This window comes from Pseudoalteromonas sp. S327 (genome assembly GCF_005886415.1).
In the GTDB taxonomy this organism is placed as follows: Bacteria; Pseudomonadota; Gammaproteobacteria; order Enterobacterales; family Alteromonadaceae; genus Pseudoalteromonas; species Pseudoalteromonas atlantica.
Genome location: NZ_PNDP01000032.1, coordinates 1 through 19,307, shown reverse-complemented (window position 1 = coordinate 19,307; position 19,307 = coordinate 1). Strand labels below are relative to the sequence as shown.

The window sequence follows — 19,307 nt, the reverse complement described above, 5'->3', positions numbered from 1 at the left end:
ATGAAGTTATTATTAATAGGTAATCACACGTGTGGTAATAGAGGAGACGCAGCAATTTTAAGAGGCTTAATGGCTGAACTAAGACTGCAGCATCCTGATGTAATGATTGATGCTTACAGTCGTTATCCTGTGAGCTCAAGTTACATTCTTGATGAAACACTAACCGTAGACCCTATCGAGCAGTACCACGACAGCGCAACTTCATTTATAGATAAAGTGTATAAAAGGTTTAGCCGTCGGTTTTTGGGTTATTATTTAGCTAGAAAGCTAAAAAAAGAAGACTTTGTTAATTTACCAAAACACATATTAAAACAAATTAATGTAATGCATAATTACGATGCTATCATTCAGGTTGGTGGCTCAAACTTTGTTGACTTATATGGCCCAGCCAAATTTGAAAGTGCTCTGTGCGCGCTATTGGCTAAGAAAAAACTATTTTTAATTGGTCACTCTGTTGGGCCTTTTAATAGCAAACGTTATGCAAAATTAGCCAGTACTGTTTTTTCACGGGTGGAAGTTTTAGCGCTAAGGGAAGAGTTGAGTCACGGTTTAATGAAAAAATCTAACGTTGCTGATATTAAAGTAACGAAAGGCGCAGATACAGCTTGGATTGTTCCAAATACGCCAATTACATTATTTCCTCATTTAGCCAAGCTTTTAGAAAACAAACCCGTCATAGCTATTACGTTAAGGGAGTTAGCCCCCTTTGATCGCCAGTTAGGCGTTACTCAGGCTCAGTACGAAGAGCGTTTTGCTGATTTAATAAACGCGCTAATACAAGAAGGTTATCGAGTTGTAATATGTTCTACAGGCACAGGTATAGACAGCTACTGGCGAGATGACCGTATGATTGCCTTAAAAGTGCAAGCGTTAACACAAAATCCTGAATGTCATGTCATTATGGACGAACTTAACGATGTACAAATAGGAAGCTTCTTGAGCCACTGTATCTTAACGATTGGTACTCGCCTACACAGCGCCATTATTTCAATGAACTTTGGCACGCCTGCAATTGCGATAAATTACGAGCACAAATCTAAAGGCATTATGGCGCAGCTGGAAATGCCCGAGCTTTCAAAAGATATTAGTACCTTATTTGATGGTAATTTATTAACTAGTGCAAAGGAAGTACTAAACAACATTGAGCAAGTTAAAGTAAAAATGAATGTTCAGGTTGAACATGAAAGGCAAAAAGTAAGGATGATGGTACAAAATACATTGAATAATATCAGCGGAAAAAAATGAAAATCACGTTCTTTTTGAACCAATTTCCAGAACCCTCAGAAACATTTGTTATTAATCAGATCATTGGGCTGATCAAACTTGGAAATGAAGTCAATATTATTGCTACTCGCAAGGGTAATATAGCGCAGTGCCACCAATCTGTAATAGACTACTCACTAATAGAAAAAACGACTTACTTAACAAGCGAATTAACACAAGATAGCGCGATTAATATTAGAGCTAAACGTATATTAAATACAATTAAGCCACTAAACATAAAAAATAAATTAAAAGCATTAAATATTAATCGTTTTGGGATCCATAGTCGGTCACTATTATTACCTAGTATTGTTACTCGAAATAGCAAGGTATATAAAGCTGATGTTATTGTTGCCCATTTTGGTACTGCAGGCGTAGTAGCAAACAAATTAAGAGAGCTAAATTTATTAAAGGGTAAACTTGTAACGATCTTCCATGGTTCGGATATTTCTGTCTATTCCATATTAAAAGTATTCAAAGATGACTACAAAAAACTCTTTATGACCGGCGAACTTATGGTTCCTATTAGTGACCTGTGGAGGAGTAGGCTAGAAGAGCTAGGCTGTCCTGAGAATAAAATAAAAGTCAATCGCATGGGGATAGATAGTAAGCAGTTTAAGTGTAGGAGTTTTGATAAGCCTTTATCTAAAAAGCTTAAAATTATCACCGTCGCTCGCTTTACAGAAAAAAAAGGGCTTACATACGCGCTAGATGCAATGGCTATATTGCAAAACCAAGGAGTTGAGTTTGAATACAGTATTATTGGTGGCGGCGAATTAAAAAGTGATATTGAAAATCAAATAGCTAAATTAGCATTAAAAAATGTAAAATTATTAGGCTTTCAGCCACAAAATAAAGTCTCAGAGCTACTTAATGAGTCAGATGTATTTTTATTGCCATCAATAACAGCAAAGTCAGGAGATATGGAAGGCATTCCAGTGTCCTTAATGGAAGCTATGGCCATGGGCCTAATTGCTGTATCTACTTACCATAGTGGTATACCAGAATTAATAACTGACTCGAAAAGTGGCTTTTTAGTACCAGAGCGTAATGCCGAAGAAATAGCTAAAGTGGCTTTAAAAATAGCAAATGATGAAATAAATATCGAAAAAATACGTAAAGAAGCCAAGGAAAGGATTGATGCTTCTTTTGAACAAACCAAACTTTACAAAGAGTTTATAGGGATATTGGAAAAGGTTAATGAGCAATAAAAAGCAGGGAGCTTGGTTATTTTTATCGTCAGGGGTAGCAGGAGGTGTACAGTTTTTAATATTTTCAATGCTAGCGTATTACACAAGCCCAGAAGCAATTGGTGTATTAGCTATTGTAAATGTATTTTTAGCAATTGCATTTTTAGTGCAAGATATGGGGTTGTCTAATTATTTTATATATAAGCAGCATTTAACCCGAGCAGAAAGCTCTACTCTGTATTTTACAAATTGTGTTTTAGGTGGTTTAGCGAGCATAATTATTTTGCTATTGGCTTCGCCAGTTGAAAGCTTTTACAAGTCCAGTGATATAGCAAAAAGCATGTATATTATGGCCTTTAACTTCATTTTATTGGCTATATCGGCGCAATACCAAGCTAATTTTATCAAAAGTGAAAAAAACGTCGTTTTGGCAAAAATTGATATTTTTGTTAAATTTGGCATGCTAATTTCTACATTCACCTTAATAAAATTAGGTGTACCCAGTATTTTTCCATACCTTTATTCGTATCTTATAATGAACTTTGCACGTTATATTATTTTTATAATCAATGCAGAAAAAACATGGCACCCTACATTTACATTAGACCTAAAAATAATTAAGCCAGCGCTTGAATTCGGCAGTTATCAAATGGGCTCACAAATTGTAAGCCAAGTGAGGACACAGCTAGATCAGTTAATTATAGGTAAGGTAATGGGGGTCGAAATCTTAGGCCTGTATTCTTTTGCAAAAGAATTAATAATGCAGCCTATTAAATTTATCAGGATCCTAATCGCCAGAATGCTTTACCCAAAGCTTGCTAAGCTTCAAAGTAACGAAGAAAAGTTTTACAGCGTACTAAACCGTTCAACCAGAACGCTATTAATATTAAATTCTACCCTATATCTACTCTATGTAGCAGGGCTACTTACCTTAGTAAGCTTATTTTTTAGTGAATACAGCAAATCGCTCCCCGTACTATGCATACTATTTATATTAGGCCTTGTAGCTCCCTTTGGCAGTTTATTTGGCGTAATAGCACAAGCAAAGGGTAATACTAAAATTGAATTTAAATGGAGTATGATATCTGCTTTTATTAGTGTAACTTCATTATTTTTTATCGCACAATTTAACAATATAAATCAATTTGCGTTAGGGGTAGCTGTATTACAAATTGCGCTGACAATAGGATCATTTTTCTACTTTCGTAGCTACGATAAAAACATATCAAAAAGAAACTTTTTTATCATGTTAACCGCGAATGTGGGTTTATATGGCTTATTAAATTTAATATTTATTTCTTGGTAAAGCTTGTTCTTAAGTAGCTTCACTCTGTTTATTACGTAGTGTCGTCGTATATTTAGCTGGCGTTACAGGGCTTGATTACTGGCACTCCCTTGCAATTAAAGCTGAGGGGGCGTTTTCAGGCACAATCGCTATCGCTTTAATCAATTTATTGATGAAAGCTAATAGAGCAATTACAAAGCTTGACCACAAAGCTGAGCGGTATGCATCCACTGGTGTTCCTGTAAATGAATATAATGACGCGGCAAAAAAACTAACATGACATCCAACACTTAATTGAAATAGCTCAAAAGTAATTAACTGTTTATCAAAAAGCTTTTTACACTTAATGCAAACCATGAGTGAGTAAAAATAAAAAATAAAAATCATAGAAGTGAAAGCGAATAAACCAAGCAGACCATAGCGAAATAGGTAATCTAAGTAACTGTTTTCAATGATCATGCCTTGTAAAGCTAGTGGAGAGCCTCTATGCCAGTATTTAAACCCCTCATCTAAGGCAAGTAGAGTTTGACCTTTTCGAGTCGATGTAGAGCCATCTAAATGCCCCTGTTGGAGTAGATCTATAAATCTCGTGATGTAATCAAGATTAATATCAAAATAAATAATAAAAAGTATAAATAATGTAAAAAGAATAAGCATGCTTAAAAAAATTTTCTTTGCAATACCTAGTCTTAAAATTATAGATAAAAGCGTAAAGTATAATGCAATTATTATAGTGGCTAAGTAACCAGTTTTGGATTGAGATAAAAATATGGCTAACAAACTTAAAGTTACAAATAGAGCTGCTGTTTTCCTTTTTTTACCAAAGAAAAACTCAATAATATGAATAGCTAAAAAAAAGCTTAAGAAATAACAGGTAATATATACCCAGTCAAAAGTGCCAGGGGCTCTAAAACCAAAGCCACTATAAACGTCCTTGAAGCTCAGTATTTTCAATGCTGTAATATCACCAAAAACTATTTGCAATACAATAACTATTAATTGGATGAGAAAGATATAAGTTAAAGCTTGCTTAACTTTTAAAGCACCATTAAAGCCGAAATTTTCCGCAAGTAACGAATAGAAACAAATAACATATGAAAATAGTAAAATAGGCTTTATTAGGACAGAAAAGTGAAAGCTCGATAACTCCTCAATAGAAAAAGGGAAACTCATTATCATTGCAAAAAGTGGAAGGCAATAAATATAGGCCACATTCGGGACTGTGGCTGTAGTCCTTGTAGCAAACACTACAAAAACTAAATAACCAAGCATAACTAAAAAGTAAGACTTCTGCATTACAGCCGGTTCTATAGACAAAATAAAGTACGTAGGCCAGTAACATAAAACAAATAATGTCGATAGCACTAGCCATTGTGCAGTGTTTAGAGGAACATTATTTTTTTGCAAACTTAAACCCAATCATTTTATATAAATAGCTTATTGTAAATTTAGGGTATTTTTTTAATACTCTGTCGCGCACATGCTTGTGCAATACCATACGTTGTAGCCATCTTAACCCAAGCTTTTTCACTAAAGGGTGATAGTAATCGGGTTTTATGGATGTTTGCGTTAAAAAACCACCGCAAGTAATAATAACAGCTGATTTAATCAGTTGATGTTTTACCTTTATAGAAAAATGTTCCTGATATGGAGTACCCATACCGACTAACACAACATCAGGCTTTAGCAAATTAAGCTCATTAATTGTCTTATCAGGGTCATTGATATATCCATCTCGCTGGTACACAACATTCAAGTTAGGGAACTGCTTTTTTAGGTTAATAACGGCCAGTGTATTTTCGTCAGTAGTGGCACCTATAATTGCAATGCGTTTATTTTTTGTTGCTACATACTGTAAGAAAGGCTCCGCAATTGAGCTGTAGTCAAAGCTTGCCCTGGTTATTTTGGGTAAAAATAAGTTGTGAAGAATGCATAGCAAAGCGCCATCAGAAAAATAAATATCAACGTCATTAATTAAACTTTCTTCTTTAACTACTTCGTAATACGAAAAGGGATTGAGAAACGAAATGACAGTTGAATTTTTTGATTCAAATGCACTGTTTCGAATATCAATAAAGCGATCGCCAGAGTGTATTTTATTATTAAGCTGTTCGTTCATAATAGTGATTTGAATAATGTGTAATAGTATTGTGTGGCTGCAGGTAATAAAAAATCATCCACGGCAGGTGAGGGCAATAGGTTTCTTTTTTCGTTTACAGTGATTATTTTTTTTACAAGTTGATCTGTATCTAAAAAGTCAACTAAATAGCCATTTTTACCATTGTTAGTCAGCTCTTTAGGGCCATATCGGCAATCAAACGTTATTATTGGTGTATTTAGATAAGCGGCCTCGACTAAAACAGTGGGTAAGCCTTCCCATCGTGAGGTCAGTAATATTGCCTTTGCATTGGCAATATATTTATATGGGTTATTTGTTGAACCATGAAGAATTATATTGTCACTTAAACTTTTATCGCTTATCAGTTTTTTTAAATTTTTAAGCTCAGGACCATCGCCAATAATTACGACTTTTATTACGTGGTTTGTTTGCTTAGCCTTGCCAATCGCATCAACAAGGAAATCGTAACCTTTTTGATGATGTAATCTACCAACACACACAAAGTAATCACTGTATTTAACTTCTTTGTTTGCTAATTGTTTAATTGACTCATCTAGTACAGGGTTGTAAATACAATGCACATTATTTTTTGATACAACATTTAGTTTTACTAAGTTTGTTAAAATACCTTTTGATACACAAACTACAGCGTCCAGCTGGGAGTACAGGAATGTGGCACCTAAGCGCCTAACGACATTTTTAAATCTGCTCTCCTGAGGAAGATTAATAGGTGTATGCTGTATGGCTATTTTTTTTATTTTTTTAGATATAAATAATCCATATTTAGATAGCCCGCCTTTAGTGAATACAACTAAATCGGGATTTAAGTCGAGCGATATTTGGCGAAAATTTATAAATTTATTTTTATTACCCAATTCGTAAATTGGCGCTAGTTCTTTAAAACGAGCCGTTAAGTCGCCACTTTTTTGTTCGCACACAATCGTAATATTACAGTTATGAATTGATTGCAAACCGGTTATAAGCTGCTCGGTTACCCTTTCTACACCACCTAAGCAAAAGTCTTCAAAAACAAAAAAAATGTGCATGTTAACACCTAACGTCCCAGTAATCTTTTCATATTGTGAAGCAGTGCATACTTATAAATATCTTTATGTGAATTTACTAGCAAACTAAGCGACACCCAATTGCCACATATAATTGCTTCCCAACATTTCATGGCGTTTAGTTGCTTGTTGTCCATTAATAGCGAGTGTTTATTTAAGAACTGCTTAAACCCTGTAAGCCTGTTTGGAGAGCGCGTTATACTTGTATCACATTGTTCTTCGTATTGTAGATAGGTGGATTTAGGTAGTTTTAGGCCGGTGCCATAATGTTTGAAAAATCTAATCCACGTGTCGTAATCTTGCCATGCTTTAAACTTAGTATCAAACCCACCAATACTTTTAAGGTTTTCAGTTTTGCAAAACAATTGATTGCCTACTTTATTCACTACAAGGATATCGTTTAAGGTAAGTTCGCCTATAAAGAAATTGTGCTCAACTTTTGAGTTGCTTTTACATACGGTTACAGGAGTACATAACGAGGTGTATGAATCAGACCAGTTATCCATAAAATAGGAAAGCCTGTCATATGTGAATGCGTCGTCGTCATCAAGGCCTGTTATAAATTCACCAGAGGCTGTGTTAATTGCTTTGTTACGAGCAGCGCAGGCGCCAAGCGCTGTTTCATGATGAAAAACAATAATGCGTGGGTCAGTGAGCGCTAACTCATTTAAGTAGTCAAAGGTTCCGTCAGATGAACCATCGTTGACTATAATAAGCTCCCACTGAGAGTAAGACTGACTAAGCACGCTTTGTACAGCACGTTTTAGGTTGTTAAGCCTATTATGCGTTGGCATATAAACTGTTATTAAAGGGGCTTGCATTAGCGAGCCTTATAAAAGCGAATTAGGGCTATAAAACTTCCAAAAATACCACCTAAAAAAATGCTTACTATAATAATGAAAGCACGTTTAGGACCTGCCTTTTCTTCAGGAATAATAGCCGGATCCAAAGTAGTAAATATATACTCACTTTTTATTTCGGTTAACATTTTTGTTTTAGTTTGTTCTTCTATTAGCCTATAAAAAACCGCTTCCATATCCGCAATACGAGTTTGTGTTAGTTTTTCGTTGAGGTAATGTATGCTTTTATCTGCTTGTTCTATATCATAACTTTGCATTTGTGCGTTTATATCTTTAACTAAATTGGTCACAATTTGTTGCGCGAGTACAGGAGATATATGCTCATAAGAGATTCTCACCAATCCATTTTTTTCTGTATCTATTAGCAGGTTGCTTTCAAACTTTTTATAGGCAAGCCAATATGGGTTTGTATCTTCTGGGAGTAAAAAGCTAGCGTTGTTAGTGTCGTATATTTCTGAATCGTATGTAAATGACTGCTCTTCTTTATTCCAGCTCTTAGCGGCAATAAGAGGAGCAACTAGGTCGTATTTTTTTATAAACGCATATACAAACTCTTTGGTTAACATTTTTGCTTGGGCAACTTCTGTTTTAAAGTCGTCATCTGTTAAGTCACCTAAACCGGCAAGAGAAGCAAGACCTCCAAGCTGTGAGTCCATTTGTGAGCTTTGCCCTTGAAGCAACTGTGTTGGGGCTAGTAATGTTTCAGCTCTGTAGGTATTGGGAGTATTTATGGCTACAAAAAAAGAGATAACTGCACAGACAAAGCAAATTGCAAAGATATAAAGTTTAAAAGACCATATAGAGCTTATTATTTCACTCAGTTCTGGAGGCGGTAAGCTCTCAAAAGCTTTATCAGCGTTGCCCATTATTTTTCCCTGCTTAATTAGTGACGTACTTGATTTTAGTGGAGGGATTATACCTAAGTTTATTTAGGTTGCCATAGCTCAAATGTGCGCTTGTAAATACACGTAGGGTAAAAAGAGATATTAAAACGTAATAGCTACTCAATGTATGACTTTAGTTGAAAAGCTTTCGTAAATTGCAAGCTCAGTGTAAACAGTTGTGATTTACAAAAAAAGCTATGTTAGAATCTCCGACTATTTGATTTAAAGTAGAATTTAACTCCACTCATTTTATGGGTGCGTTAAGTTTAGATACGCAGTAGTGGTTAGGGTTAATTTAAAGCAGGATGCTTTAAGCTTAAGGGAAGGAATCTGTTGATAATATTCATATCAATTGGTTTATCCGCATTTAAAAGCGCCATAAGTTAGTAGTCACGTATTTATAGAAAAATACTATAAATCGCTTAAGATTGCGCGTAACAATAAAAATGGGTTTTCATGAGTACTAATAATTTATCATTAAGATATTACACAGCATAGGAGGGCGTATGGAATTTATTTTAGCTATTATTTCATCATTTGTTCTGTCGCTTTGCTCCATTAAATTATTTAGACCATTTGCAGTTAAGTATAATCTTGTCGACAAACCAAATGAGCGTAAACACCATGATGGACACGTACCGCTTATTGGTGGAGTCGCTGTTTTTGCAAGTGTTGCTATCTCATGCAGTATCTGGCTGCCTTTTAATCAAGAACTAACGAGCTATTTATGTGCGTCTGGTTTAATGGTTTTGCTTGGTGTGATGGATGATAAACACGAATTAAGCGTGAAATTTAGAGTTGTTTTCCAAATTATTGTTGCAACGTTCATGATAATAGCAATAGATAATTATATTGTAGAACTTGGCGATATTTTTTATTTTGGTGATGTACAGTTAGGTTATTTTGGTATCTTTTTTACTTATTTAGCAGTCATTGGGTTAATAAACGCTTTTAACATGGTCGATGGGATAGACGGCCTCTTAGGGGCTATGGCCATTAACACTTTAGGTGCAATTGCCCTTTTGTTACTGCTAAACCAAAAAGAAAACCTATTTACCGTGTTAATTGTAGTTGCATTAATTCCATATTTAATTTTTAACCTAGGCTTTTGTGGAACCCGTTATCGAAAAATTTTTATGGGAGACGCTGGTAGTATGTTTATAGGTTTTACGGTTGTATGGTTACTAGTGACCAACACTCAAGGACAATCGGCAAGCTTTAGACCTGTTACTGCCTTATGGATAGTCGCTATACCATTAATGGATATGGCCGCACTTATTGTTAGGCGTATAAAAAAGGGGAGATCTCCCTTTCATGCTGATAGAGATCACCTTCACCATATATTTCTTCGGGCTGGGTTTAGCTCACGTTCAGCTTTGATAATTATATTTACTTTAAGTGTACTTTTTTCAGGCGTAGGTGTGATAGCAGAATTACTTAATGTACCCGAGTTTGTAATGTTTTTTGGGTTTATTATTTTATTCTTAATTTACAGTGTTACTATATTACACATCTGGAAGGTACTTACTTTTGTTAGGCGTTTTACTACAAAGCAAATTTAATTGAGTTTACAGTTTAATGGGCTTAGCATACGCTCTAATGAAGGCTTTTTTAGTAGGTTAATGCAAACCCTATAAAAGTTGTTTAAGCGCATATACATTTACCTGATAAAGATTAAACAGTCTCAATGGCCTAAATATGGACTTTTGGTTACCTCTAACAATATCTTTTATATTATCTTTTGTAGCAATAAAGATTGTAAATCCTATCGCTATAAAAACAGGCCTAGTCGATTATCCATGCGCACGCAAAGTACATGAAGGGCACATACCTTTAGTAGGTGGTATAGCTATATATTTGTCTATTATGCTTGCATCAGTGTTATTTATTGAGCATAGCCGAAATTTAAATATATATTTAGTCGCTGCAGCCTTAGTTTTATTTTTAGGGGTGCTAGACGACCGTTACGACTTATCTGTAAAAACGAGGTTAGTTGCGCAAGTTATTGTTGCCTCTTTAATGATATTTGGCACTGAAACGCACTTAAATAGCCTTGGTTATCTTTTAGGTGATTTCGAAATTAAGCTTGGAACATTTGGAATAGTTGTAACCATAGTCGCGATTATTGCCGGCATTAATGCAATAAATATGATGGATGGAATCGATGGGCTTGCGGGTGCGCTTAGCTTAATTGCTTTTGCTGCTATAGCATTTTTTTTAAACAGGGTAGCAAATGACTGGTTTTTACTCCCCACTTTATTTATAGCCTCATTACTTGCGTATTTAATGTTTAATTTAAATCTACATAAGTCTTTTTCAAAAATATTTATGGGTGACTCAGGTAACATGCTCATTGGTTTATCATTGGTGTGGTTAATGGTATTAAGCGTCAACTTAGAAACTCCTGCATTCAAGCCTGTAACCGCTCTCTATATAATGGGGGTGCCTATTTTAGATATGGCTACTGTGATAATACGCAGGTTAAAATCTGGAAACTCCGCTTTTTCTGCTGATCGTCAGCACTTACATCATTTATTTGAGGCTGCAGGGTATAGTCGTACGTCAGCACTTATTTGTATTTCTAGTTTTGCCTCGTTACTGGCTGTGCTAGGGTGTGCTGCTGATATATTTCTAGTGCCTGAATGGATTATGCTAGTCACATTTATTATTTTATTTATTTGTTATGCTGCTATAACACAGCGTGTATGGAATAAAATTGAGCTTAAAAATAGTTAGCATTAGTTTGCTAATTTTCTAATACGTAAGGTTATGAATTATAAAATGAAACATAAAAGTTTAATTGCGTTGCTTACACCTCTATTATTTACACTAGGTTGTACTTCGTCTCCTCCAGTTATAAAAGCTTCAGTTGCCCTTATTGATAAACCTATAGAGTCTAATAAAGTAGATGCATTGCCTAGTGAGCTAGATAAAGCAGTTCAAGGCCGCCCACAAGGATATGTTAGTATTTACAATGGGACAATGATGCTCTTAGGAAAAAAATATACATCTGCTTTAGGCACGCAGTGTCGCATAATATATTTAAGTGATGAAAACAACAAAGTAAAAAAAGAGCGTCGAACAGTATGCAAAAACGAAAAAACTCAGCAATGGTCTATGACCCCGCAAGTTATCGAAAATAAAAATAACCAAATTAGCTTTGGAGTTTAACGGCTGCTATGAACACTTTTATCCATAATTTAAAATCAATTTATGCGTTGGTCTTGTTAGCTATAAGCTTACAAGTGACAAATGTTGCATATGCTGCTGAAAAAGTTTCGTTAAACCAATTAGAAAACGGTACCTACAATTCGCAGCCTCGCGCAGGGACTATGTTACCGGGCGAAATGTCGGCTTCGCAATTGCTACCTTCTGCAGAGGCTGGTTTACCGCCACCTTACGGTGCAAACTTATTTGCTGGGGGTTATGAAAGCGAACGCCAAGATGGCCTAAATGACGACTATACGATAGCACCAGGAGATAAAGTATCAATATGGTTATGGGGTGCAATTAACCAATCAGAGGTTATTACTGTAGATAATCAGGGTAATTTGTTTATAACTAACATTGGCCCAGTATATGTAGCAGACGTTAAAGCCAGCCAGTTAAATAGCTACGTGACAAAAAAAATTAAGCAAGTATATAAAAAGAGCGTTGAGATTTACGTAAACTTGCTTACCGCTACACCGGTTAGCGTTTATATAAGCGGTAGTGTTGCTCGCCCAGGGCAATATGCCGGTATCGCCTCAGATAGCATACTTTATTACCTCAAACGCGCAGGTGGTATAGACTCTGAACGCGGTAGTTACCGCAGCATAAAAGTATTACGAGACAATAAAGTAATCCAAAATATTGACCTATATGACTTTATTTTAAAAGGTTACCTCCCCAAATTTAATTTTAAAGACCGTGACGTAATTTTAGTAGAGCGTCAAAAAGCAACCGTAGTTGTATCAGGGAGTGTACGAGCTCCATTTAGGTTTGAATTTAAGGGCAGCCAAGCAACTGGCGAACAATTAGCTGAGTTTGCACTACCTATGGCTAAAGTAAGCCACGTAGCAATTTCAGGGGATAGAAACGACGGGCCTTTTTCTGTGTACTTGCCATACGGTGAATTTAAACACTTTACGCTAAAAGATGGTGATAAACTTATATTTAATGACGACATACGTGCTCAAGTTTTAGATATACAAGTCGCAGGCAGCTATTTAGGGCCATCGTACTTTGCTGTTAAAAAAGAAACACGTCTTCATGACCTCCTAGCTAATATCGAAATTGATAAAGACCTTGCTGATTATCAAGCCATTTATATCCAGCGTAAAAGTGTAGCGGCTAAACAAAAAGAAATGATAGAGCAATCGTTAGATAGGCTAGAGCGAAGTGTATTTACAGCACCAGCTTCATCAGACGGCGAAGCTAAAATTAGAGCCGAAGAAGGCCGAATGATTTTAGAATTTACCGAGCGAGCACGTAAAGCCGTGCCGTTAGGTAAGGTTGTTATTGCTGATGGTGGTAAAGTGGCAAACATACGCCTAGAACAAGGTGATGTAGTTCATATTCCCGCTAAAACAGATTTAGTGCATGTAAGTGGTGAGGTATTAATGCCACAATCACTGGTATATAACGAACAAGCCACCATAGAAGACTACGTAGCGTGGGCGGGCGGCTATAGCGAGCGAGCTAACTTTGAACAAATTATGGTTATTCACCCAAATGGAATGATTGACCTTAATGCAAGTGGCCCACTTAAGGCAGGCGATCAAATTTTAGTACTCCCTAAAGTAGATTCAAAGCTAATGCAATCGGTTAAAGATATAACGCAAATTATTTATCAAATTGCCATTGCTGCAAATGTAGCTACTTAATCAATGACTGCAGTAATTAAACGCAACAATTGGGCAATATGGCGCGATGTTATATTTGCCCTGTTTGTTCGCGAAATCCGTACCAGCTTCAACGATAGGCTAGGGTTGGCTTGGGCGGTTTTTCAACCACTCAGCTTTATATTTTTATTGTCTTACTTGCGTGGCATGATAGAAGGAAATGAATCACATACTGTTCCAACATTTGAATTTATGATGTATGGAATGCTACTCATACAACTGTTTTTAGACACGTTTATGAATGTTTCCAACTCATTTAAGAAAAATAAAGCTCTATTCGCTTTTAGACAGGTACAACCTATAAGTAGTGCGATTGCTATAGGCTGTTTTTATTTTTTAGTGAAAATTGCAGTTTTTGCTTTAATAATCCTGTTGATGTTTTTTCTACGTATTGATATCCGAATCGACGATCCTCTTTTTTTGCTGTTTAACGCAGCTACTGTTTGGTTCATAGCATTATCTTTGGGTTTACTGTTTGCAATCAGTCAATGCTATATACCAGAGGTAGGAAAAGTTCAATCTGTATTAACGCGGCCCTTATTCTTTATATCTGGCGTGTTTTTTTCGATGCAAGATATCCCTAAAGAATATTGGGCGTATGTAAATTGGAACCCAATATTGCATGCAATAGAGCTTTCGCGCCATGCTGCATATAACACCTACAATACCGATGGGGTAAGTGAATTTTATTTATTTGCATCAGCCTTAGTTTTATTGTTTTTTTCAATAGCAACGTATCATGTGTCGTGGAAACAGGCAATTAGCCGTTAAATAAAGTACAAGGTTAAATAATGATTAAGCTCCATAATGTAACTAAGTACTACCCATCTACACTAGGGAACCAGTACATTTTTAAAAACTTAAACTTTGAAATACCTAGTGGTCATAATATTGCCATTTTGGGTTCAAATGGGGCGGGTAAATCTACGTTATTTAGAATGCTTGCCGGCAGTGAATACCCCAATAAAGGGGAAATTATTACCGATTTACACTTGTCGTGGCCGGTAGCACTTACAACGGGGATACACCCACAAATGAGTGGCGCTGAAAACGCTCGGTTTATAGGCATGATCAATGGTGTGGCCGATCTAGATTTATATGTACGTAGGGTGCGGCAATTTGCAGAGTTAGGCCCTAAATTTGACCTACCTGTAAATACGTACTCAAGTGGTATGAAACCTCGCTTAGCATTTGCCTGCTCAATAGGAATCGATTTTGATGTTTATTTAATCGACGAAGTTACATCGGTAGGTGATGCTAATTTTAGAAATAAAACACGCCAAGCGCTTACACAAAAAAGTAAAAGCGCCAATGTTATTATGGTTAGCCACGAGATGGACGAACTACGTCACTTTTGCGACAGTGCAATTGTGCTCCATAAAGGCGAACTCACTTTTTACAACGATTTAGAGCAAGGAATTGCTCATTACCAGGCATTATAACTATGAGTCAACAAGCGGTAGATAAAATAGAGCAACGTTTTCAAGATATTGGTTTAAAAACCGATAAAGTTATTTGGGACGATGGCGAAAAATTAATCGGCCTTGCCAAGCAAGTAGAGCCAAAAGACATATATTTAGCTCGTCGAATTATGCAGCGTGCCCGAAATTTAAAACCCCAAAGTGAGCAAATAAATAAAGAACTTGAGCGCTTATCAACAAAAATAGCGGACAAAGCAAAGCAAACGCAAACAAGCTCATCTACAGAAAAAAGTGATGCCGACAATTTAAATAAAAATAGACATTTTTTAAAAGCACACAGTTTTTATGCAGAGCTAAGTAAAAAGCCACGCTTTAAAACATATACGCAGCCTTGGTTTTTATTTTTGTTAGTACCATTTTTATTATTTGCGTTTTATCAGCTGGTGTGGGCTGCGCCAAGGTACGAAAGTAGGGCGCAGCTTATTATTCAGCAGCCAGATGGCATGGCAACTATGGATCCTTCAATGGCGATACTCAGTGGTTTAGGGGTGAGCTCAAGCTCAACCGCAGATACCGAGATAGCCAAAGCGTATATTCACTCTGAAGACATGCTAAATTATTTGCAAACGCATAGTAATATTAAGCAACACTATTACGAAGGCGGGGATATTTTTTCTCGTTTAAGTGCTAATGCAAGTATTGAAGATTTACTCAAGTATTATCAAGATCACACCACAATTGAGATTGATGAAAATTCAGGGGTTATAAAAATATTAGTACAAGGGTTTACACCAGAGTTTGCCAAACAATTAACACAAACTATAGTTAACCGCGCTGAGTGGTATATAAACTCTATTGGGCACCAATTAGCAGATGCACAACTTAAATTTATAAAAACAGAGCATAACAAAGTAGAACAACGCCTACGTAATGCACAAAGTAAAATTTTGGCGTTTCAGCAAAAGAATAACTTGCTTGACCCAGAGGCAGAGGGTTTGGCACTACAAAAAATTACTTATGGATTAGAAAGCGAAATAGCAACTAAAAGCGCTCAGCTAAAAGGCCTTCGAACAACGATGACGGATAAAGCTCCACAAGTTGTAATGCTTGAGGCAGAACTAAGCGCCTTAAAGAATCAACTTGAACTAGAGCGTGAAAGACTTTCACAACAAGGTGATACTGCAAATAGCAACCACCTAGCACCTAGCAGCAAACTTAATGAAAGAGCAGTTAGTGAAGTATTGGCTCAGTTTGCTGATTTAAAAATTGAGCTAGAGCTTGCTGTACAAGGCTATACCTCATCAGAAGTTTCGCTAGACAAAGCACGTATAGAAGCCTACAGACAGCTAAAATATTTAGTAGTAGTAGAGGCCCCCACATTGCCAGAAGATAATCAGTACCCGAAAACTCTTTACAATATTTTACTGTTCGCGGTATTACAAACCATGATTTATGGAATAGGTAAAATTTTATTCGCGACGGCAAAAGAGCTCAGATAGGGTTAAGCTAAAAAAGCATACAATTGTCAAAATAATTTAAATAATTTAAGTTTTAGTAGTCAAATTTAGTACAAAATTTAAATTACATTAATGAAGTATAATTTATAAACTAGGTATGACATGAATATAGTAACTGCTGTAAAGCAAAAAACAGCTCGTAAAGGGATAATTTTAGCAGGAGGTTCGGGTACCCGTTTGTACCCACTTACAAAAGTGGTAAGTAAACAGTTAATGCCTGTATACGATAAACCGATGATTTTTTACCCTGTATCCACATTAATGGTTGCTGGCATAACCGAAATTTTAATTATTGCCACCCCTGCTGAGCTACCACGATTTAAAGAGCTACTAGGCGATGGCAGTGCATGGGGCATTAGTTTTGAATACGTAGAGCAACCAAGCCCTGATGGTCTAGCGCAAGCCTTTTTATTAGCCGAAGACTTTTTACAAGGCCAAAATGCAGCATTAGTACTAGGCGATAACTTATTTTATGGCCATGACTTATCGCTATCGTTACAAAATGCAACACAGTGTGAAAATGGCGCTACCGTGTTTGGTTACCATGTAGCTAACCCAGAGTCTTATGGTGTGGTTGAATTTGACATAAACGGCAAAGCAATATCAATAGAAGAAAAGCCAGCTAAGCCTAAATCTAATTATGCCGTGCCGGGGTTATACTTTTTTGACAATCGTGTGGTTGAGTTTGCTAAAAACGTAAAGCCATCAGAACGTGGCGAGCTAGAAATTACCGATGTAATAGAGCAGTACTTAGCAAAAAAAGAACTAAATGTTGAGATAATGGGACGAGGGACTGCATGGCTAGATACCGGCACGCTCGATGACCTGCTCGATGCCGCTAATTTCATTCGCGCTATAGAAAAACGCCAAGGATTAAAAATTAACTGCCCAGAAGAAATTGCTTACCGTATGGGCTATATTAATGCCGAGCAGTTAAAAAAATTAGCCAAACCGCTTAAAAAGTCAGGGTATGGCAAATACCTTTTAGATATACTTGATCAAAAAGTCTTTTAAAAGCTTCGCATATAAGTTTAAAGCAAATAAAAATTCATTTATTTGCTTTAAACTGTTCACTCTGCCTTTCAAAATATCAAAGTAATACATATGAAATTTATAGAAACAATAATACCAGATGTAAAAATTATAGAGCCAAAAGTTTTTGGTGATGAGCGAGGTTTTTTTATGGAAACATTTCGCACTGAGCTATTTAACGAACACTGTAGTGAGCGTACTTTTGTACAAGAAAACCATAGTAAATCATCACACGGTACTCTGCGAGGTTTACACTACCAAACACAAAACACTCAAGGTAAGTTAGTACGTGTTACCCAAGGTGAAGTATTTGATGTGGCAGTAGATATGCGTAAAAACTCGCCAAGTTTTGGGAAGTGGGTCGGAGTGTTATTATCGGCTGAAAACAAACGCCAACTATGGGTGCCAGAAGGGTTTGCTCATGGCTTTTATGTAACCAGCGAAAGCGCTGAGTTTGTATATAAATGTACAGACGTATATAACCCAAGCGCAGAGGTGTCGATAAAGTGGGATGACCCAATTCTAAATATAGCTTGGCCATTAGTAAGTGGAAAAGTTCCGCAGCTTTCAGCTAAAGATGAAGCTGGCCTTGCATTAAATGATGCGCCCACGTTTAACTTATAAAAGCTAGTAAAGTATGAAAGTAATAGTAACAGGTAAAAATGGCCAGTTAGGCAACGAGTTGGCCAAGCTAAGTCCTGCGAATGCAGAGATAGAATTATTTGATAGTAAAGCGTTAGATATAACCAACATAGCTATGTTAAACGAAGTGTTAATCGCACATTCACCTGATGTAGTTATTAATGCTGCAGCCTATACTGCGGTAGACAAAGCCGAAACCGAAACCGAGCTTGCCTATGCTGTAAACGAGCAGGGCGCTGCTAATTTAGCTACTGTGTGTAAAACAATTGGCGCGAAGTTGATTCATGTTTCAACCGATTTTGTGTTTGATGGAACAAAAACCACCCCCTACGAAGCAAACGACATAACCAACCCATTAAGTGTGTACGGTGCATCGAAGTTAGCAGGCGAGCAAGCAATAAAGAATGTATTAGGCAGCCAAGCTATAATTGTGCGCACTGCGTGGGTTTACTCGGCTTTTGGCAATAATTTCGTAAAAAGCATGTTGAATTTAATGCAACAAAAAGAGCATTTAGGTATAGTGGCAGACCAAGTAGGAACTCCTACTTGGGCTAAAGGTCTTGCTGAATTTATATGGGCTTTAATTGTGCAAATAATGTCAAAAAATAGTATAAATTCAACACAAAATGACAATAAAGCAGATATTTTAAATTGGACCGATGCAGGTGTTGCTTCTTGGTACGATTTTGCCGTGGCAATACAAGAGCTGGCGTTGGAAAAGGGGTTGCTAAATAAAGAAATACCTATACGCCCGATACCGGCAACTAGTTACCCAACACCGGCAAAGCGCCCCGCGTTTAGTGTTTTAAATAAAGCTCAAGCAGAGCAGGTTAGTGGCGTACAAACAATACATTGGCGTGCACAGTTAAGTAATATGCTAGACGAGCTAGCGCAAAAAGCTAATTCGTAGAGGCTCAGCGTCTCGGTGGTAAATTTGTTTTTAAACACACAAAGTGATTAAGAGATTGTTATCACCACAGAGAACACAGAGAAGAGAAGGAGAAGTAATTATTACTTGTAGACGTACAGCTTGCTGGCGTTATTAATATCTTCTCGGTGTAGCGCGCAGCGCCTCTGTGTTCTCGGTGGTCAAATTGTAATTTAAATAAATTTATAGATTTTTTTAAGCCGAGAGCAGAGAGAGAAG

Annotated in this window: 18 protein-coding genes; 13 read left to right on the top strand and 5 right to left on the bottom strand. The window is 36.6% G+C overall.

Annotation, left to right across the window (positions count from 1 at the left end):
* The 3 genes from wcaK to CWB60_RS09790 are packed head-to-tail and all read left to right on the top strand — an operon-like array spanning window position 1 to window position 3,759.
* Complete coding sequence (gene wcaK, locus CWB60_RS09800; protein ID WP_138577067.1) at window positions 1-1,245, top strand: colanic acid biosynthesis pyruvyl transferase WcaK; 1,245 nt, start codon at window positions 1-3, stop codon at window positions 1,243-1,245.
* Window positions 1,242-2,474, top strand: a complete 1,233-nt coding sequence (locus tag CWB60_RS09795) for a glycosyltransferase (RefSeq protein ID WP_138577069.1) — start codon at window positions 1,242-1,244, stop codon at window positions 2,472-2,474. Before wcaK ends, CWB60_RS09795 begins: the two co-directional genes overlap by 4 nt.
* Window positions 2,464-3,759, top strand: a complete 1,296-nt coding sequence (locus tag CWB60_RS09790; RefSeq protein WP_138577071.1) for an oligosaccharide flippase family protein — start codon at window positions 2,464-2,466, stop codon at window positions 3,757-3,759. Before CWB60_RS09795 ends, CWB60_RS09790 begins: the two co-directional genes overlap by 11 nt.
* A 75-nt stretch (window positions 3,760-3,834) precedes the next feature.
* On the opposite strand, the gene CWB60_RS09785 is transcribed toward CWB60_RS09790, so the two are convergent.
* Genes CWB60_RS09785 through CWB60_RS09765 form a run of 5 tightly spaced genes read right to left on the bottom strand, consistent with a single transcriptional unit; the run spans window position 3,835 to window position 8,647 of the window.
* On the bottom strand, window positions 3,835-5,145 hold the full coding sequence (locus CWB60_RS09785) for an O-antigen ligase family protein (RefSeq protein ID WP_138577073.1): 1,311 nt from the start codon (window positions 5,143-5,145) through the stop codon (window positions 3,835-3,837).
* Window positions 5,132-5,857, bottom strand: a complete 726-nt coding sequence (locus tag CWB60_RS09780) for a WecB/TagA/CpsF family glycosyltransferase (RefSeq protein WP_138577075.1) — start codon at window positions 5,855-5,857, stop codon at window positions 5,132-5,134. Before CWB60_RS09780 ends, CWB60_RS09785 begins: the two co-directional genes overlap by 14 nt.
* Window positions 5,854-6,903, bottom strand: a complete 1,050-nt coding sequence (locus tag CWB60_RS09775) for a glycosyltransferase (RefSeq protein WP_138577077.1) — start codon at window positions 6,901-6,903, stop codon at window positions 5,854-5,856. The genes CWB60_RS09780 and CWB60_RS09775 overlap by 4 nt, the downstream gene beginning before the upstream one ends.
* A gap of 8 nt (window positions 6,904-6,911) precedes the next feature.
* On the bottom strand, window positions 6,912-7,742 hold the full coding sequence (locus tag CWB60_RS09770; protein ID WP_138577079.1) for a glycosyltransferase: 831 nt from the start codon (window positions 7,740-7,742) through the stop codon (window positions 6,912-6,914).
* A complete protein-coding gene (locus CWB60_RS09765; protein WP_138577081.1) occupies window positions 7,742-8,647 on the bottom strand; it encodes a Wzz/FepE/Etk N-terminal domain-containing protein in 906 nt (301 codons plus the stop codon). The genes CWB60_RS09770 and CWB60_RS09765 overlap by 1 nt, the downstream gene beginning before the upstream one ends.
* 524 nt (window positions 8,648-9,171) lie before the next feature.
* Between CWB60_RS09765 and wecA (CWB60_RS09760) the strand changes: the two genes are divergently transcribed.
* From wecA (CWB60_RS09760) to rfbD, 10 genes are all read left to right on the top strand, one after another.
* Complete coding sequence (gene wecA / locus CWB60_RS09760; RefSeq protein WP_138577083.1) at window positions 9,172-10,227, top strand: UDP-N-acetylglucosamine--undecaprenyl-phosphate N-acetylglucosaminephosphotransferase; 1,056 nt, start codon at window positions 9,172-9,174, stop codon at window positions 10,225-10,227.
* Window positions 10,228-10,363: 136 nt separating this feature from the next.
* Window positions 10,364-11,401, top strand: a complete 1,038-nt coding sequence (gene wecA / locus CWB60_RS09755; protein WP_138577085.1) for a UDP-N-acetylglucosamine--undecaprenyl-phosphate N-acetylglucosaminephosphotransferase — start codon at window positions 10,364-10,366, stop codon at window positions 11,399-11,401.
* 45 nt (window positions 11,402-11,446) lie between these two features.
* The gene (locus tag CWB60_RS09750; protein WP_248443205.1) at window positions 11,447-11,836 is read left to right on the top strand and encodes a hypothetical protein; all 390 of its coding nucleotides are present in this window, start codon (window positions 11,447-11,449) and stop codon (window positions 11,834-11,836) included.
* Between the two features lie 74 nt (window positions 11,837-11,910).
* The gene (locus CWB60_RS09745; RefSeq protein ID WP_502704739.1) at window positions 11,911-13,530 is read left to right on the top strand and encodes a polysaccharide biosynthesis/export family protein; all 1,620 of its coding nucleotides are present in this window, start codon (window positions 11,911-11,913) and stop codon (window positions 13,528-13,530) included.
* Between the two features lie 3 nt (window positions 13,531-13,533).
* A complete protein-coding gene (locus tag CWB60_RS09740; protein WP_138577089.1) occupies window positions 13,534-14,319 on the top strand; it encodes an ABC transporter permease in 786 nt (261 codons plus the stop codon).
* 20 nt (window positions 14,320-14,339) lie between these two features.
* The gene (locus CWB60_RS09735; RefSeq protein ID WP_138577091.1) at window positions 14,340-14,990 is read left to right on the top strand and encodes an ABC transporter ATP-binding protein; all 651 of its coding nucleotides are present in this window, start codon (window positions 14,340-14,342) and stop codon (window positions 14,988-14,990) included.
* 2 nt (window positions 14,991-14,992) lie between these two features.
* Entirely contained in the window at window positions 14,993-16,468 is a 1,476-nt protein-coding gene (locus CWB60_RS09730; protein ID WP_138577093.1) for a KpsE/RkpR family capsule polysaccharide export protein, read from the top strand.
* Window positions 16,469-16,588: 120 nt separating this feature from the next.
* Entirely contained in the window at window positions 16,589-17,500 is a 912-nt protein-coding gene (gene rfbA / locus CWB60_RS09725) for a glucose-1-phosphate thymidylyltransferase RfbA (RefSeq protein ID WP_138577095.1), read from the top strand.
* Window positions 17,501-17,590: 90 nt separating this feature from the next.
* Window positions 17,591-18,142 carry a dTDP-4-dehydrorhamnose 3,5-epimerase gene (rfbC, locus tag CWB60_RS09720; RefSeq protein ID WP_138577097.1) on the top strand — a complete coding sequence of 184 codons (552 nt, stop codon included), beginning with the start codon at window positions 17,591-17,593 and terminating at the stop codon, window positions 18,140-18,142.
* Between the two features lie 13 nt (window positions 18,143-18,155).
* On the top strand, window positions 18,156-19,070 hold the full coding sequence (gene rfbD / locus CWB60_RS09715; protein ID WP_138577099.1) for a dTDP-4-dehydrorhamnose reductase: 915 nt from the start codon (window positions 18,156-18,158) through the stop codon (window positions 19,068-19,070).
* The last annotated feature ends 237 nt before the right edge of the window (window positions 19,071-19,307 follow it).

Bases quoted from the DNA above. Each gene is read 5' to 3' on its own strand.
- wcaK (WP_138577067.1), top strand. From the start codon at position 1: ATGAAGTTATTATTAATAGGTAATCACACGTGTGGTAATAGAGGAGAC.
- CWB60_RS09795 (WP_138577069.1), top strand. From the start codon at position 1,242: ATGAAAATCACGTTCTTTTTGAACCAATTTCCAGAACCCTCAGAAACA.
- CWB60_RS09790 (WP_138577071.1), top strand. From the start codon at position 2,464: ATGAGCAATAAAAAGCAGGGAGCTTGGTTATTTTTATCGTCAGGGGTA.
- CWB60_RS09780 (WP_138577075.1), bottom strand. From the start codon at position 5,857: ATGAACGAACAGCTTAATAATAAAATACACTCTGGCGATCGCTTTATT.
- CWB60_RS09775 (WP_138577077.1), bottom strand. From the start codon at position 6,903: ATGCACATTTTTTTTGTTTTTGAAGACTTTTGCTTAGGTGGTGTAGAA.
- CWB60_RS09770 (WP_138577079.1), bottom strand. From the start codon at position 7,742: ATGCAAGCCCCTTTAATAACAGTTTATATGCCAACGCATAATAGGCTT.
- CWB60_RS09765 (WP_138577081.1), bottom strand. From the start codon at position 8,647: ATGGGCAACGCTGATAAAGCTTTTGAGAGCTTACCGCCTCCAGAACTG.
- wecA (WP_138577083.1), top strand. From the start codon at position 9,172: ATGGAATTTATTTTAGCTATTATTTCATCATTTGTTCTGTCGCTTTGC.
- wecA (WP_138577085.1), top strand. From the start codon at position 10,364: ATGGACTTTTGGTTACCTCTAACAATATCTTTTATATTATCTTTTGTA.
- CWB60_RS09750 (WP_248443205.1), top strand. From the start codon at position 11,447: ATGAAACATAAAAGTTTAATTGCGTTGCTTACACCTCTATTATTTACA.
- CWB60_RS09740 (WP_138577089.1), top strand. From the start codon at position 13,534: ATGACTGCAGTAATTAAACGCAACAATTGGGCAATATGGCGCGATGTT.
- CWB60_RS09735 (WP_138577091.1), top strand. From the start codon at position 14,340: ATGATTAAGCTCCATAATGTAACTAAGTACTACCCATCTACACTAGGG.
- CWB60_RS09730 (WP_138577093.1), top strand. From the start codon at position 14,993: ATGAGTCAACAAGCGGTAGATAAAATAGAGCAACGTTTTCAAGATATT.
- rfbA (WP_138577095.1), top strand. From the start codon at position 16,589: ATGAATATAGTAACTGCTGTAAAGCAAAAAACAGCTCGTAAAGGGATA.
- rfbC (WP_138577097.1), top strand. From the start codon at position 17,591: ATGAAATTTATAGAAACAATAATACCAGATGTAAAAATTATAGAGCCA.
- rfbD (WP_138577099.1), top strand. From the start codon at position 18,156: ATGAAAGTAATAGTAACAGGTAAAAATGGCCAGTTAGGCAACGAGTTG.